The sequence below is a fragment of the Sulfurisoma sediminicola genome (assembly GCF_003865015.1).
GTDB classification, from domain to species: domain Bacteria; phylum Pseudomonadota; class Gammaproteobacteria; order Burkholderiales; family Rhodocyclaceae; genus Sulfurisoma; species Sulfurisoma sediminicola.
Genome location: NZ_BHVV01000008.1, coordinates 464,360 through 479,539, shown reverse-complemented (window position 1 = coordinate 479,539; position 15,180 = coordinate 464,360). Strand labels below are relative to the sequence as shown.

The following is a 15,180-nucleotide window of genomic DNA, read 5'->3' as shown; positions in this document are numbered from 1 at the left end:
ATGTCGGTGGCTGCCATGGGCGTCGTCTATGGTGACATCGGCACCAGCCCGCTCTATACCCTGAAGGAAGTCTTCTCCAGCGGCCACCACCCGGTACCGGTGACGCCGGACAACGTGCTCGGCATTCTGTCGCTGGTGTTCTGGGCGCTGACCATCACGGTCTCGCTCAAATACGTCGTCTTCATCACCCGGGCCGACAACAAGGGCGAGGGCGGCATCATGGCGCTGACCTCGCTGGCGTTGCGTACCGAGCGGCTGCATCCCAACATGGTGTGGCTGCTCTCGGCCTTGGGTATCTTCGGCGCCGCGCTGTTCTACGGCGACGCGGTGATCACGCCGGCGCTGTCGGTGCTCTCGGCGGTCGAGGGGCTGGAGGTCGCCACGCCGGCCTTCAAGCCCTACGTCGTGCCGATCTCGCTCGGCATCCTCATCGGCCTCTTCCTGTTCCAGCGCAGCGGCACGGCCAGCGTGGCCGCGCTGTTCGGGCCGGTGATGCTGTTCTGGTTCGCCACCCTCGGCGCGCTCGGGGTCTGGAACATCGTCAAGCACCCCGGCGTGATCGCTGCCATCAACCCCTGGTATGCGCTGAACTTCTTCGCCACCAACACGACGCTGGCCTTCCTTGCGCTCGGCGCGGTGGTGCTGGCGATCACCGGCGGCGAGGCGCTCTACGCTGACATGGGCCACTTCGGCCGGCGGCCGATCAAGTGGGCCTGGCTGGCCTATGTCTTCCCGCTGCTTTATCTCAACTACCTGGGGCAGGGCGCGCTGATCCTCGACAACCCGCAGGCGATCCAGAATCCCTTCTTCCTGTCCGCGCCCGAGATGTTGCTGTATCCGCTGGTGGCGCTGGCGACGGTCGCCACCATCATCGCCTCGCAGGCGGTGATCTCGGGCGCCTATTCCCTGACCAGCCAGGCCATCCAGCTCGGCTATTGCCCGCGCATCCAGATCAGGTTCACGTCCGAGCGGCAGATGGGCCAGATCTACATTCCCAACATCAACTGGCTGCTGCTGATCGCCGTGGTGGCGCTGGTGCTGATGTTCCGTTCCTCGTCGGCACTGGCCTCGGCCTATGGCATCGCCGTCACGCTGACCATGATGATCGATACCGTGCTGGCCTTCGTCGTGGTGCGCGCGCTGTGGAAGTGGAACTGGCTTCAGGCCGGCCTGTTTCTCGCCGCCTTCGTCGTCGTCGATTTCGCCTTCTTCTCGGCCAACATCGTCAAGGTGCTCGACGGCGGCTGGTTCCCGCTGGTGCTTGGCAGCGTCATCTTCACCTTCCTCGCCACCTGGAAGCGCGGCCGCGCGCTCCTCTACGAGCGGCTCAAGCAGGACTCGATGCCGCTCGATGCCTTCATCCAGAGCCTCGAATACGGTGGCCCCCACCGGGTCGAGGGCCTCGGCGTGTTCATGACCACCAACCCCGACGGCGTGCCGCGCGCCATGCTGCACAACCTGCTGCACAACAAGGTGCTGCACGAGAAGGTGGTGCTGCTCAACGTGCGCGTCGAGGATGTGCCGCATGTGCCCGAAATCGACCGCATCGAGGTGCGGCCGCTACCGCAGGGCTTCTACCAGGTGCTGGTGCGCTACGGCTTCAAGGACGAGCCCGACATTCCGCTGGCGCTGACGCTGTGCGAACCGCTCGGCCTCAAGTACGAGGTCATGGAAACATCGTTCTTCCTCGGCCGCGAAACCATCGTGCCGCGTGCGCGTGTCGCGCGCATGCCGCGCTGGCGCCAGCTGCTGTTCACCTTCATGTTCCGCAACGCCGAGCCGGCGACGGCCTTCTTCAAGATTCCGACCAATCGCGTGGTCGAGCTCGGCACTCAGGTCGAACTCTAGTTGTCGAGGTGCTCGTTGCAGTAGCCTCGGCCGAAGGCTTCGGCACGCTTTGGGCTGCTGATGCCCGGCTCCGCATAAACTTTCTCCACGATGGCCTTGGCGATTGCCGGTCCCGGGCCGCCGTCTTCGGGGAAGACGCGCATCGGCAGGCCATGCTCGCGGTCGCGCAGCGCTTGCAGCGCGACGCTCGACATCTGCTCGCAGAGCCGGTACCTCCAGGCGTCGGGACTGGCGGGGTCGATGGCGGCAGGGTGGCCATGCGCCGCCGTGTCGCCAGCGCCGAAAATTACCGCGAAGGCGAGGGGCAGGGGCCCGATGGTCGCGAAGCGCAGGCGTGGGCGAATGGGACTGGGCATGGTGCCGGATTATCGCCGACGCGCGTCGCCGGCGGTTTGATGTCAAAATCGCGCTTGCTTTAACCCTCAAACACTGCGACGGACGCTGCCATGATCCTCTCCCGCTTTGCCCATTTTCTCGTCCCCCTTTTCATAGTGCTTGGCGCCGGCACGGCCGCGTCCACGGAATCCACCCTCGGCATGAACGAGTCGCCGATCCACGACGCCGCACGCACCGGCACGCGCGCCGACGTCGAGAGGCTGCTCAAGGCCGATCCGGCGCTGCGTGACGCGCGCACATACATGGGGTCGACACCGCTGCACTACGCGGCGCTCAACCTCGATCCCGGCCCGCTGGTAACGCTGCTCGCGGCGGGGGCCAATGTCAATGCGCGGGACAAGGAGGGCAATACACCGCTGCACTTGGCCGCCTTTTCCACCCGGCTCGAGCAGACCAAACTGCTGCTCGCGGCAGGCGCCGACGTTTACGCCAGGAACGAACTTGGGCGCGACCCGCTGAGCCTTGCGCGCAAGGTGCGCGCCGACGAGGTGGCCGGGGTCATCTCGCTCTGGGTGCTCAAGGGCTGCAAGCCCAGCGTGGCCTGCTAGCAGCCGATGTCCCTGCGCCTCGCCCTCGCCGCCGCCCTGTCGTTCGCCCTCGCCGCGCATGCCGAGACGCGGCCGCGCATCGAGGTGTTCATGCCCTCGCCCTGCCTCGCCTGCATCGAGTGGGGCGTGCATCTGATGGACAACGGCTTCGCTGTCACTTACCGCGACACGGCCGACATGGCCGCGCTCAAGCGCCGCCTCAAGGTGCCTGCCGCGGTCCAGTCGGTACCCACTGCCACGGTCGATGGCTATTTCGTCGAGGGCCACGTGCCGGCCGAGGACATCATGACGCTGCTGGCCGAGCGGCCCAAGGCGCGCGGGCTCGCCGTACCGGGCCTCCCGCGCGGCGCGCCGGGGCGCGAGGACAGGTCGCGCTCGTGCGAAACCGGCTGCGTCGTCCTCGACGGCGAGGGCGGAGCCGAGCAGCGCCACGAGCTGTTCGAGACGTTGCTGGTGATGCCGGACGGACAGACGCGCCGCTGGGCGCGGCACTAGCCCAGGCCGAGCATGTCGCGCAGCATCGTGCGCGCCCACATGCCGTCCTCGTCGCGCGGCTGCGGGTCGTGCGTCTGCCGCGAGGTCTGGCTGATGAGGTCGCCGTCGCGCAGGCGGTACTGCGTCTCGACACGGATCAGCTCGCGCGGTTCGACGCGGCTCACCACATGGCAGACGCTGTCGGGAACGCGCCGCTCGGGCTCGCGTCCGCGCGCACGGGCCGCCACCACCGCGGCGGCGATGCGGCCGAGGCCGGCGGCGGTCTGCCCGGTCTTGGTGTAGTGGCCGAACAGCGGCGAGACGCGTCCCATCAGGTCGCCGATCAGCAGCACGCGTTCGTCGTCGCGGGCGGTGAGCAGCACCGGGTGCGGGTCGGCCCAGCCGGTCGGCTTGCCGGCCTCGTCGCGGCCGATCAGCCCGGCCTGCCAGACGATGTCGGCCGCCTGCTGCGGCGGCATCAGGATGGCGTCGTCGAAGCGGAACTCCTCGAATTCCGTGGCGACGATGCGGGCGTAGGGGTCGACGCGCGTCACGCGCACGTTGGGCCGATAGACGATGCGCTCGGCGAAATGCTCGGCGAAGATGCGCGGGAAGCCGAGTACGCCGGGGCCTGCGTCGAGCACGATGACGCGACCGCGCACGCCGCGCTGCTGCAGCTGCCAGGCGATCAGGCAGGCGCGTTCGAAGGGCGCCGGCGGGCAGCGGTAGGGCGCCGGCGGAATGGTCATCAGCAGATCGCCGCCGGCGAAGGTCGCGAGTTTCTTCTTCAGCGCCGGCAATTCGCCGCCGGTGACGAAGGCGCAGGGGTAATGGCGCAGGGTGTGGGCGATGGCGTCGCGGTCGTCGCCGTACCAGGTGGAATAGTCGTAGCGTATCCCCGCCGCCAGGATCAGCCAGTCGTAGGCCAGGCTGCCCTGCGCGGTGACGATGCGGCGGCGGTCGCGCTCGATGGCCTCGACCGCGGCCTGGACGAAGGTGTAGCCGAAGGCGCCGGCGGCGCGGCGGTAGTCGTGCACCACCGCTGCGTCCTCGGCGAGGCCGACCAGCCACTTGTTGCCGAGCGGCGCCATGTGGAAGGCACCGTTGCGTTCGAGCAGCACCACCTCGAGTTCGGGCGCCGTCTCGCGCAGATGGCGGGCGGCGGCGAGCCCGCCCCAGCCGCCGCCGACGATGACGACGCGGCGGCCGCGCGGCGGTGGCAGCAGTTCGGGCAGGGGAACGGCGAGGAGCGGGCCGGCGAACAGCGCGGTGGCGGCCGTGGCGAGGAAGTGCCGGCGAGTGCTGCTCATCCCCGCGACGGCGCCCGGCCGCGTCTCACTGCTGCGAATCCTGCAGCGTAGTCAGGTAGGCGAGGATGTCCTGCAGGTCGCTTTCCTTGAGCGTGGCGAGGATGCCGCGGCTGTCGTCCTCGTCGTGCGGCCGCTCGCCCTTGATGTAGGAATCCATCTGCTTCCTGAGGTAATTCGTGTATTGCCCGATCAGCATCGGAAACTTGCCGCGGCCCTTTCCCGTCTTGGCGTGGCAGGAAGCGCACTGCTTCTGGTAGATATCCTTGCCGTTGTCAACATTGCCCTCGGCGCGCGGCACGATCATGACCTTTTCCATCGCCGTCAGGCGCGTCAGCGCGTCGTCGTTGTCCTTGAACACCGGCCACTTGGTCGGCAGCTCGATGCTGGCGAGATAGGCGGAAACATCCTTGATGTCCTCATCCGGCAGCTCGCGCTCCTGGGTGTAGGGGAACATCGGGATGTTCATGCGCTTGCGCGAGCGGAAGGAGCGCAGCTGGTCCTCGATATAAGCCGCGCGCTGGCCGGCGATGCGCGGGTATTCGCCCTTCTTGCCGCCGGCGCCGTACTGGCCGTGGCAGGCCGCGCAGGTGCCGTTGATGTCCTTGCCCTTGGCGAGGTCCTGGGCGAGGGCGGGCATGGCGAACAGGCAGACCAGAAGAAGACAGAAAGGCCGCGGCAACTGCATGGGCGATGCGCTCCATGATGAAATCGGGTGCGGCGAATTGTCTCACCAAACTCGGCCATCTCCTTGATCGCGATCAGTTCGACGGCGCGCATAATGCCGGCCCATGCCCATGTTGCCGCCGCCCGCCGCCGACGCTGCCGAGACCCTGACCAGCATCAGGCGGCTGGTCGTCGTGCGCTGGTGGGTGCTGGCGACGGCCGCTGCCGCGGTGCTGACGGTACCGCTGCTGCTCGACATCGCGCTGCCGGCGCCACCCATGCTGGCCGCTATCGCCCTCGCCCTCGGCTGGAACGCGCTCACCGCGCGGCGCCTGGCGGCGGCGATCGATGCCGCAGCGGCCGAGCTGTTCAGCCAGCTCTGCCTCGATCTCGTGTTGTTCTCGGTTTTGCTGTTCTTCAGCGGCGGTGCCACCAATCCGCTGGTCTCACTGCTGCTGCCGCCGGTCGCGGTCGCCGCGCTGACCCTGCCGCCCCGCCTGGTGGCGGCCGTCGCCACTCTGGCGGTGGGCGCCTACTCGCTGCTGATGGTGAGTTTCGTGCCGCTGCCCTTCGACGATCCGGCGCGCGCCACCCGCCTGCACCTCGGCGGCATGTGGCTGACCTTCGTCGTCTCGGTCGCGCTGATCGGCTGGTTCATCCTGCGCATGACGGCGACCATCCGCAGCCGCGACGCCGAGCTTGCCCATGCCCGCGAACAGGCGCTGCGCGACGAACGCGTGCTGGCGCTGGGCACGCTGGCGGCGGGCGCCGCGCACGAGCTGGGCACGCCGCTGGCGACGATGGCCGTGCTCGCCGGCGAACTCGAACACGATGCGGCAGCGACACCCGCGACGCGCGCAGACCTGGCACTTCTGCGCGAGCAGATCGCCCACTGCAAACGCATCATCAGCGGACTGGCCGAGCGTGCCGGCGCCGAGCGCGCCGAACACGCCGAACGCATGCGCTGCGACGAATGGCTGGCAGTCGTCCATGCCGGCTGGCTCGACTTGCGCGGTGATGTCGATTGCCGCCTTGAAATTGTCGGTACTGGCGCCACGCCGCGGGTCGTCGTCGAACCGACGCTGGAGCAGGGCATCGTCAATCTGCTCAACAACGCGGCGCGCGCCGGCGGGCAGATCACCATGCGTGCGGGCTGGGATGAGGCCACGCTGTTCCTCGAGGTGCGCGACCATGGCCCGGGGTTTTCCGAGGTGGTGCTGCGCGCCGGCGGCAGCACGCCGTTTCCTTCACATGCGAGCGGCAGCGGCATCGGCCTGTTGCTTACGCGCGCCGCGATCGATCGCCTCGGCGGTCGGCTGACGCTGTCCAATCCGCCGGACGGCGGTGCCCTGGCCCGCATCGAATTGCCGCTCGCTAGAATCGCGTTATGAACGACATTACCCTGATCGTCGACGACGATGCCACCTTCAACGCCGTGCTGGTGCGCGCGTTCGAGCGCCGTGGCATTCCGGCGCGCGGCGTCACCGATGCCCGGGAAGTGGCGGCGGTGGCCCGCGAACTGCGGCCGCGGCGCGTCGTCCTCGATCTCAACATCGCCGGCGTTTCGGGTTTGACGCTGATCCCGCAGCTGCTGGAAATCGAGCCCGGCTGCCACATCGTCGTGCTCACCGGCTACGCCAGCATCGCCACCGCGGTCGATGCCATCAAGCTCGGCGCCGTGCAGTACCTGGCCAAGCCGGTCGAGGTCGATGCGATCCTCGGTGCTTTCGACGAGGCGGACGGGACGGACGAGGGCGAGGTGGATGCGACGGTCAGCAGCGAACCGCTATCGGTCGATCGCCTCGAGTGGGAACACATCCAGCGCGTGCTGCGCGAGCACGACGGCAACATCTCGGCGACGGCGCGCGCACTGAAGATGCACCGCCGCACGCTGCAGCGCAAGCTGGCCAAGAAGCCGGTCAGGAGCTGACCGGCCCGCCGCGATTCAGGCGAACAGCCAGGGCTGGGCGGCCTTGTGCCGGGCCTCGAAGGCCCTGATTTCGTCGGCGTACTGCAGGGTGAGGGCGATTTCGTCGAGGCCGTTGAGCAGGCAATGCTTGCGGTGGGGCGTGATGTCGAATTCGAACCACTCGCCGGCGGGATTCCTCACGGTCTGCGTCTCCAGGTCGACGCGCAGACGGTAGCCCTTCTGGGCGGCACATTCGCGGAACAACTGGTCGACGATTGCCGCCGACGCGACGATGGGCAGAATGCCGTTCTTGTAGCAGTTGCCGAAGAAGATGTCGGCGAAGGAGGGCGCGATGACGACCTGGAAACCGTAATCCTCGATGGCCCAGGGGGCATGCTCGCGGCTGGAACCGCAACCGAAGTTGTCGCGCGCCAGCAGGATCTGCGCGCCCTTGTAGCGTGACTGGTTGAGCACGAAGTCCTTCTTCAGCGGACGCTTGCTGCAATCCATGCCCGGCTCGCCGTGGTCCGTGTAGCGCCATTCGTCGAACAGGTAGGGACCGAAGCCGGAGCGCTTGATCGACTTGAGGAACTGCTTGGGGATGATCGCGTCGGTATCGACGTTGGCGCGGTCGATCGGGCAGACCAGGCCATCGAGTTGGGTAAAGGCTTTCATGGGCGTGTTCCGTTCAGAACTTGCGGATGTCGACGAAGTGGCCGGCGATGGCGGCGGCGGCGGCCATCGCCGGGCTGACCAGGTGGGTGCGGCCGCCGGCGCCCTGGCGTCCCTCGAAGTTGCGGTTCGAGGTCGAGGCGCAGCGCTCGCCCGGCTCCAGGCGATCGGCATTCATGGCCAGGCACATCGAGCAGCCCGGCTCGCGCCATTCGAAGCCGGCCGCGATGAACACCTTGTCCAGCCCTTCGGCTTCGGCCTGGCGCTTGACGATGCCGGAGCCCGGCACCACCAGCACCTGCTGCACATTGGCGGCTTTCTTCCTGCCCTTGGCCACCGCGGCGGCGGCGCGCAGATCCTCGATGCGCGAGTTGGTGCAGGAACCGATGAACACCTTGTCCAGCTTGATGTCGGCAAGCGGCGTGTCGGCCGCGAGCCCCATGTACTGCAGCGCCCGCTCGATGCCGCCGCGCTTCTGCGGGTCGGCCTCGTCGGCCGGGTTCGGCACGCGTCCGCCGATGGGCAGCACCTGTTCCGGCGAGGTGCCCCAGGTCACCTGCGGTTCGATGCGCGCCGCGTCGAGTTCGATCACGGTGTCGAAGACCGCGTCGGCGTCCGACTTCAGGGTCTCCCAGTAGGCCACGGCCTTGTCCCAGTCGGCGCCCTTGGGCGCGTAGGGCCGGCCCTGCAGGTACTCGACGGTTTTCGCATCGGGCGCCACCACGCCGGCGCGGGCGCCGCCCTCGATGGCCATGTTGCACAGGGTCATGCGGCCTTCCATGGAGAGGTCGCGAATCGCGGCGCCGCCGAATTCGATGGCATGGCCGGTGCCGCCGGCCGTGCCTATCCTGCCGATGATGGCCAGGGCGATGTCCTTCGCCGTCACGCCGGCGCCGAGTTTTCCTTCCACCTTGATCAGCATGCGCTTGGAGCGCTTGGCCACCAGCGTCTGCGTGGCGAGCACATGCTCGACTTCCGAGGTGCCGATGCCATGGGCCAGCGCGCCGAAGGCGCCGTGGGTCGAGGTGTGGCTGTCGCCGCAGACCACCGTCATGCCCGGCAGGGTGGTGCCCTGCTCCGGGCCGATGACGTGGATGATGCCCTGGTTGGCATGCTTGAACGGGAAATAGACCAGGGCGCCGAAGTCCTTGATGTTGGCGTCGAGCGTTTCCACCTGCAGGCGCGAGATCGAGTCCTTGATGCCCTCGTCCCAATGGTCGGTCGGCGTGTTGTGATCCGGGTTGGCGACGATGCTGGTGTTGCGCCACGGTTTGCGGCCGGCCAGGCGCATGCCTTCGAAGGCCTGCGGGCTGGTCACCTCATGCATGAGATGGCGGTCGATGTAGAGCAGGCAGGTGCCGTCCGCTTCCTCGCGAACCACATGCGATTCCCACAGTTTGTCGTAAAGCGTTTTGCCAGCCATCGCGGCTCCTCTGATGAACTACTTCGGGTAAAGGGTCATGCTGCCTGCTGCGTGCGTTCCTGGTCGCGCAGCAGCTTGTATTCGATCGAATCGACCAGCGCCTGCCAGGAGGCATTGATGATGTCTGTCGACACGCCGATGGTCGTCCAGTTCTCGCTGCCGTCGCTCGACTCGATCAGCACCCGCACCTTGGCCGCGGAGGCCAGGTCGGAATCGAGCACGCGCACCTTGTAGTCGGTGAGCCGGATTTCGCCGATGGCCGGGTAGAGGCGCTCCAGCGCCTTGCGCGCAGCCTTGTCGAGGGCGTTCACCGGGCCGTCGCCTTCGGCCACGGTGAGCACTTCCTGGTCGCCGACGCGCACCTTGATGATCACCGACGAATTGACGTCATTGACCGCCGGCTCGTTGGTGATGACCTTGAATTCGACGAGTTCGAAGAACGGCGTGTAGCGCCCGAGCATTTTGCGCACGACCAGGTCGAAGGAGCTTTCCGCCGCCTCGAACTGGTAGCCCTCGTGTTCCAGTTCCTTGAGGCGGTCGATGATCCTGCGGATCTCGGGCGAATCCTTGGTCAGCGTCGGATCGACGACATTGATGCGGGCCAGCAGCGTGCTGCGACCCGCCACCTCGGACATCAGCACCCGGCGGCTGTTGCCGACGAGATCCGGGTTGATGTGCTCGTAGGAGATCGGGTTCTTGACCACCGCATCGATGTGCATGCCGCCCTTGTGGGCGAAGGCATGGCCGCCGACGTAAGCCGCCTTCTCGTTGTGCGGCATGTTGGCGATTTCGCTCACCGAGCGCGCCACCGACGTCAGGTGACGCATCGCCTCCGCCGGAATGCACTCGAAACCCAACTTCAATTGCAGGTTCGGAATGATCGAGCAGAGGTTGGCGTTGCCGCAGCGTTCGCCCAGGCCGTTGATGGTTCCCTGCACCTGGGTGGCGCCGGCCTGCACCGCGCGGATGGAATTGGCCACCGCCATTTCGCTGTCGTTGTGGCAATGGATGCCGACGGTGACATCGAAGCGCCGGCGGACCTCGCGGGTGATGTCGAAGATCTCGTCAGGGAAACTGCCGCCGTTGGTGTCGCACAGGCAGATGCAGTCGGCGCCGGCGTCGACCGCCGCGGCCAGCGTTTTCATCGCGTAGTCCAGATTGTCCTTGTAGCCGTCGAAGAAATGCTCGGCGTCGAAGACCACTTCCTTGCGCTGCTGCTTCAGATAGCGGATCGTGTCGCCGATCATGCACAGGTTTTCGTCGAGCGTGGTGCGCAGGATTTCCAGCACCTGGTAATCCCAGCTCTTGCCGAAGATGGCGATGGCGGCGGTGCCCGCCTTGAGCAGCGACAGGACGTTGGCGTCCTCGGCAACCCGCAGGCCGGCCTTGCGCGTCGCGCCGAAGGCGATGATGCGGGCGCTGGCCAGCTTCAGCGTGGCCGCCCGCGCGAAGAACTCCAGGTCCTTCGGATTGGAGCCGGGGTTGCCGGCCTCGATGTAGCCGACGCCCAGCGCATCCAGTCGCTCGACGATCTTGATCTTGTCCTCGACCGAATAGGAGATGCCCTGCGTCTGGGCGCCGTCGCGCAGGGTCGAGTCGTATATGGAGATCCGTGCCATGGAGGTTTTGGGGTGGTGCGGTGCAGCATCAATTGTACAGATTGAATCACGCGCAATGGACGAACGCAGATGCAATGTCGGCGATCAGCGCTTGCGCAGCAGTCGATAAAGCGTTCGCGCCGAGATTCCCAGTTGCGCGGCGAGTTCGCTCCTGTTGCCGGCGCTGGCGTCCAGCGCCCATTGCAGATATCGCGACTCGAGTTCGTCGAGCCTGATCGGCGCGGCGATGCGGAATTCGGTTTCGTTCCCGGGTGCAGCGGGCGCAGTTGTCGTCGACTCGTCGAGGTGTTCCGGCAGGATTTCCGTGCCGTCGGCGAGCAGCGTCGCGCGTTCGACGAGGTTGCGCAGTTCGCGGATGTTGCCCTCGTAGTCCCGTGCCTGGAGCGTTCGCAGGGCACCGGCGGAAAGACGGTGGTGGCCAATGCGGCCGCTGTTGGCGGCGTCGATGCGCGCGAGCAGCGACGCCGCCAGCAACGGAATGTCCTCGCGGCGCTCGGCCAGCGCCGGCATGTGGATGGGGAAAGTGTTGACGCGGTAGTAGAGGTCGCGGCGGAAGTCGCCGGCTCGCACCATGGCGGCGAGGTCGCGGTGGGTGGCGGAGACGAGGCGAAAATCGGCGGGCAGCCATTCGACGCCGCCGACGCGGCGGTAGGTGCCGGATTCCAGCAGTCGCAGCAATTTCGCCTGCTGTGCCGGCGGCAACTCGCCGATCTCGTCGAGAAACAGCGTGCCGCCGGCGGCCGCCTCGACCAGGCCGGCCTTGAGGTGGGTGGCGCCGGTGAAGGCGCCCTTCTCGTAGCCGAACAGCTCGCTTTCGAACAGCGTCTCGGTCAGGCCCGAGCAATCGACGGCGACGAAGGGGCCGGTCGCGCGCGGGCTGCCTTCGTGCACCGCACGCGCGGCGAGTTCCTTGCCGGTACCGGTCTCGCCCAGCAGCAGCACCGTCGCTTCGGCCGGCGCGGCGCGGGTGATGCGCGCAAGCATCGCCTGGAAGGCCGGCGAGCGCCCGACCAGGCCCTGCACCGCCGGCTGGCTGCTGGCGTGACGCACCACGCGCATGCTTTCGACAAAGAGTCGGGGTTGTCCCGCTTTTGACTTGCCTGGCCCACGTGCCAACGGCCGCGTCTCGACATCGACGTGCTCCTCGCCGCGCGGCGTGTGGTGCAGGTGCAGGGCCCGTTGCGGATGTCCCGACTGCGCGGTCTGGCGCAGCGGGCAGGCTTCGCCGGCTTGGTCGCAGGGCCGGTCGATGCGGTGCGAGACCTCGTAGCAGCGGCGCCCTGTCACGTCCTGGCTGCCGGCGAAGTCGCGACGATAGGCGACATTGGCGGCGAGGATGCGGTAGTCGTCGTCGAGGATGATGCTCGGCTCGGCCACTTCTTCGAGATAGGCGGCGAGTTGTGCGATCCCTTGATCGGTCATGGGATGAGTGTCAAAACAGGGAGGTGGTGACAAAAATGTCAGTCAATTTTGGCACAACTCTTGATGGGATGATAGCGCTCGAGAAAAAACCCCATTTGGAACAGCAGGGTAGATCCTCACATCGGGCTGGCACGGGTCTTGATAGTACTTGCGTGAAGCCGCCGCCTTTGCCGGTTATCGACGATCGACTGCAAAGCCCGTTGCCGGGTTGCCCACCTCCTCTAGGGCACCCAGGTGGCGCTCTCCGGAAGGAATTCCCCTTCCCATTCCGGAGTTGCGGTGGCGGAGGGCCCTCCTTCCCTCCGGCGCGGCTTCTTCTTTTCTCCTCCTTGCTTCCTTCGCTGCGGCAATATGCCGCACGACAAGTGCGCACATCGTCTCTACCATCTGCCTCTAGTGAAATCGTACGGACGGGAGCGGCGCAATGAACCAGAACACGCAGGATGCAACGGTGGTCGCGAGCGAGGGCAGTGAAATGGCTTCGCTGTTGCTGGGTGCCGGTTTCGCCCTGGCTTCATTGATCCTGCTGCCCGCGGTCGCGCAGCGCGTGGGGCTCGGCTCGAGTTTGACGATCGCCCTGCGCGGCGCGCTGATGCGTGCCGCCAACCGCTTCTAGGCGAGGGGCCACCCTTCCCCGAATCGGCGACCGCTCCGCGGTCGCCCTGCGCTGTCCACCGCATCCGATGTTCCGCCTGCCTGCAATCCTTGCCCTCGGTGTCGCCCTGCTCGCCGCCTGCTCCGACGGCGGCCACGGCACGGCCGGCCTCGCCGCCAAGCCGGTCGGCGGCGATTTCGTGCTGCAGTCCGCCGCGGGTCCGCTCGATACCGCGAGCCTGCGTGGCAACGTGCTGCTGGTCTATTTCGGTTACACCCACTGCCCCGACATCTGCCCGGCCTCGCTGGCGGCTGGCGCGCAGGCGCTCAACGCGCTGAAGCCCGAGGAGCGCGCGCGCACCCGGTTGATCATGGTTTCGGTCGATCCCGAGCGCGACACGCCGGCCCTGCTCAAGGAATACACCGCCTACTTTCATCCGGCCATGGTCGGCGTCACCGGAACGCCCGCGGAGATCGCGGCCGTCGCCAAGGCTTACGGTGCCGGCTACGTGCGTCAGCCGCTCCGGCCCGACGGCGGCTACGCTGTCGACCACAGCGCCGATACCTACGTGGTCGGACCGGACGGCAAGCTCGCGCAGGTGATCCACTTCGCCGCCCCGGCGACGACCATCGTGGACGCCGTGCGCAAGCTGCTTTGATCCAGCTCAGGGTCGCGGTGCACCACCCCACGCTATCATCGTCCCGATGTCCCCGACCACGGTTCGTCCCTCCACGCTCGCCCTGACGCTGCTCGCCGCGGCCGCGGCCGCCTTCGCGGCGACGCTGCTCGATGCCGCGATCCCGCGCGCGCAGCGCGAGGCCGAACTGAACGAGACCCGCGCGCTGGTCGCGCGGCTCGGCCTTACCGACCTCGCGCTGTTCACCGAGGCCCGCTATACGCGCCACCCCACGCAGGCCGACCTGCACTCGGCCTTCCAGGACCATCCGCTCGCCTTCGAGCACTTCCCCACGGGCAGCCTGCTGCTGCCCCCGCGACATGAAACTGTGGCTCGAGAAGCAGCGCTACCTGATTGACTTCACGCTGGAGTCGCTGGCGCGGCGCAAGGCCCGCAACCTCGGGCTGCTCGGCGTCTACACCGTGCTGGTGTTCGTGCTCGCCTCGGTCGCGCTCTACACCCACGCGCTGCGGCAGGAAGCGGCGAACGTGCTCGCCGCCTCGCCCGAGGTCATCCTGCAGCGCCTCGTCGCCGGGCGCCACGACCTGATCCCCCCGGGCTACATCGAAAAGGTCGGCAGGATCCGCGGCGTGCAGAAGAAGGAGGGTCGGCTCTGGGGCTACTACTACGATGCCGTGGTCAAGGCCAACTACACCTTCATGGTGCCCAACGACGGCAGCGTCGCGAAGGGGGAGATCGTCGTCGGCCCGGCGCTGGAACGCTCGCGCGGCCTAGCTGCCGGCAACGGCATTTCCTTCCGTTCCTACTCGGGCAAGCTGCACACCTTCATCGTGGCGAGCGTGCTGCCGCAGGCCTCGGAGATCGTCAGCGCCGACCTGCTGTTGATGCACGAGGACGACTTCCGCGCCTTCTTCGACTACCCGGCCGGCCACTACACCGACATCGCGCTGACGGTGGCCAACCCGCAGGAGGTGCGCAACGTCGCCACCAAGCTCGCCGCCGCGCTGCCGGATTCGCGGCCCATCCTGCGCGACGAGGTGCTGCGCACCTATGCCTCGATCTTCGACTGGCGCGAGGGCATCGTGCTGGCACTGCTCTCGGCGGCGATCCTCGCCTTCGGCATCCTCGCCTGGGAAAAGGCTTCGGGCCTCTCGGCCGAGGAGAAGCGCGAGATCGGCATCCTCAAGGCCATCGGCTGGGAGACCGGCGACATCATCAAGATGAAGTTCTGGGAAGGGCTGCTGATTTCGCTGACCGCCTTCCTCGCCGGCTTCGTCGCCGCCTACGTCCATGTCTTCTATGCCGGCGCCGGGCTATTCGAGCCGGTGCTCAAGGGCTGGGCCGTGCTCTACCCCGAGTTCCGCCTGACGCCGCACGTCGACGGACTGCAGGTCGCGACGCTGTTCTTCTTCACGGTGTTCCCCTACGCGGCGGCGGTGTTGGTGCCGATCTGGAAAGCGGCGATCACCGACCCGGATGCGGTGATGAGGGGCTGAGATGGAATTCGACGTTTGGTGCTCGATCTGGCCGGTGGGGTGCTCTGCGCTGCTCATGTCCCCCGTCGGCCTTCGGCCTCCTCCTCCTTTACTTCGCTGCGCAGAGCACCCCACCGTCCCGATCAGGCAGCGCCGTGCTTGTTTTGCGGCCCCAAGGCACCGGCGTAC

General features: G+C 67.2%; 16 protein-coding genes. 9 read left to right on the top strand and 7 right to left on the bottom strand.

The genetic code is table 11. From position 1 onward, the window contains the following. A complete protein-coding gene (locus EJE94_RS13775; protein ID WP_121243045.1) occupies positions 1-1,848 on the top strand; it encodes a potassium transporter Kup in 1,848 nt (615 codons plus the stop codon). Here the strand turns inward: EJE94_RS13775 and EJE94_RS13770 are convergent. Further along, positions 1,845-2,204 carry a hypothetical protein gene (locus EJE94_RS13770; protein ID WP_121243043.1) on the bottom strand — a complete coding sequence of 120 codons (360 nt, stop codon included), beginning with the start codon at positions 2,202-2,204 and terminating at the stop codon, positions 1,845-1,847. The genes EJE94_RS13775 and EJE94_RS13770 overlap by 4 nt on opposite strands. A 90-nt stretch (positions 2,205-2,294) precedes the next feature. Here EJE94_RS13770 and EJE94_RS13765 point away from each other — a divergent pair, with 90 nt between their 5' ends. Together EJE94_RS13765 and EJE94_RS13760 are read left to right on the top strand one after the other, a co-directional pair. Continuing rightward, entirely contained in the window at positions 2,295-2,792 is a 498-nt protein-coding gene (locus tag EJE94_RS13765) for an ankyrin repeat domain-containing protein (RefSeq protein WP_121243041.1), read from the top strand. A 6-nt stretch (positions 2,793-2,798) separates the two neighbouring features. Further along, positions 2,799-3,287 (top strand): DUF411 domain-containing protein, encoded by a 489-nt coding sequence (locus EJE94_RS13760; protein WP_121243039.1) that lies wholly within the window; start codon positions 2,799-2,801, stop codon positions 3,285-3,287. Here EJE94_RS13760 and EJE94_RS13755 read toward each other — a convergent pair. After that, positions 3,284-4,576 carry an NAD(P)/FAD-dependent oxidoreductase gene (locus tag EJE94_RS13755; protein WP_121243037.1) on the bottom strand — a complete coding sequence of 431 codons (1,293 nt, stop codon included), beginning with the start codon at positions 4,574-4,576 and terminating at the stop codon, positions 3,284-3,286. The two genes, EJE94_RS13760 and EJE94_RS13755, sit on opposite strands and share 4 nt — an antisense overlap. Positions 4,577-4,601: 25 nt before the next feature. Next, the gene (locus EJE94_RS13750; protein WP_243642624.1) at positions 4,602-5,213 is read right to left on the bottom strand and encodes a c-type cytochrome; all 612 of its coding nucleotides are present in this window, start codon (positions 5,211-5,213) and stop codon (positions 4,602-4,604) included. 151 nt (positions 5,214-5,364) lie between these two features. On the opposite strand from EJE94_RS13750, the gene EJE94_RS13745 reads away from it, so the two are divergent. Together EJE94_RS13745 and EJE94_RS13740 are read left to right on the top strand one after the other, a co-directional pair. Next, positions 5,365-6,630, top strand: a complete 1,266-nt coding sequence (locus EJE94_RS13745) for an ATP-binding protein (RefSeq protein ID WP_243642623.1) — start codon at positions 5,365-5,367, stop codon at positions 6,628-6,630. Beyond that, the gene (locus tag EJE94_RS13740) at positions 6,627-7,169 is read left to right on the top strand and encodes a response regulator transcription factor (RefSeq protein WP_121243031.1); all 543 of its coding nucleotides are present in this window, start codon (positions 6,627-6,629) and stop codon (positions 7,167-7,169) included. The genes EJE94_RS13745 and EJE94_RS13740 overlap by 4 nt, the downstream gene beginning before the upstream one ends. Positions 7,170-7,184: 15 nt before the next feature. Here EJE94_RS13740 and leuD read toward each other — a convergent pair whose 3' ends face one another. From leuD to EJE94_RS13720, 4 genes are all read right to left on the bottom strand, one after another. Beyond that, positions 7,185-7,823, bottom strand: coding sequence for a 3-isopropylmalate dehydratase small subunit (gene leuD, locus EJE94_RS13735; protein WP_121243029.1), 639 nt, complete (start codon positions 7,821-7,823; stop codon positions 7,185-7,187). Positions 7,824-7,836: 13 nt separating this feature from the next. Beyond that, positions 7,837-9,243 (bottom strand): 3-isopropylmalate dehydratase large subunit, encoded by a 1,407-nt coding sequence (leuC, locus tag EJE94_RS13730; RefSeq protein ID WP_121243027.1) that lies wholly within the window; start codon positions 9,241-9,243, stop codon positions 7,837-7,839. A gap of 35 nt (positions 9,244-9,278) precedes the next feature. After that, on the bottom strand, positions 9,279-10,862 hold the full coding sequence (cimA, locus tag EJE94_RS13725; RefSeq protein WP_121243025.1) for a citramalate synthase: 1,584 nt from the start codon (positions 10,860-10,862) through the stop codon (positions 9,279-9,281). Positions 10,863-10,946: 84 nt separating this feature from the next. Beyond that, positions 10,947-12,284 carry a sigma-54 interaction domain-containing protein gene (locus tag EJE94_RS13720; protein WP_121243023.1) on the bottom strand — a complete coding sequence of 446 codons (1,338 nt, stop codon included), beginning with the start codon at positions 12,282-12,284 and terminating at the stop codon, positions 10,947-10,949. A gap of 424 nt (positions 12,285-12,708) precedes the next feature. Between EJE94_RS13720 and EJE94_RS13715 the strand changes: the two genes are divergently transcribed. From EJE94_RS13715 to EJE94_RS13700, 4 genes are all read left to right on the top strand, one after another. After that, on the top strand, positions 12,709-12,900 hold the full coding sequence (locus EJE94_RS13715) for a hypothetical protein (protein WP_121243021.1): 192 nt from the start codon (positions 12,709-12,711) through the stop codon (positions 12,898-12,900). Between the two features lie 67 nt (positions 12,901-12,967). Continuing rightward, the gene (locus EJE94_RS13710; RefSeq protein ID WP_121243019.1) at positions 12,968-13,537 is read left to right on the top strand and encodes an SCO family protein; all 570 of its coding nucleotides are present in this window, start codon (positions 12,968-12,970) and stop codon (positions 13,535-13,537) included. Between the two features lie 46 nt (positions 13,538-13,583). Then, positions 13,584-13,913 carry a hypothetical protein gene (locus EJE94_RS13705; protein ID WP_207855979.1) on the top strand — a complete coding sequence of 110 codons (330 nt, stop codon included), beginning with the start codon at positions 13,584-13,586 and terminating at the stop codon, positions 13,911-13,913. Next, on the top strand, positions 13,876-15,012 hold the full coding sequence (locus tag EJE94_RS13700; RefSeq protein ID WP_121243017.1) for an ABC transporter permease: 1,137 nt from the start codon (positions 13,876-13,878) through the stop codon (positions 15,010-15,012). Before EJE94_RS13705 ends, EJE94_RS13700 begins: the two co-directional genes overlap by 38 nt. Positions 15,013-15,180: the final 168 nt, after the last annotated feature.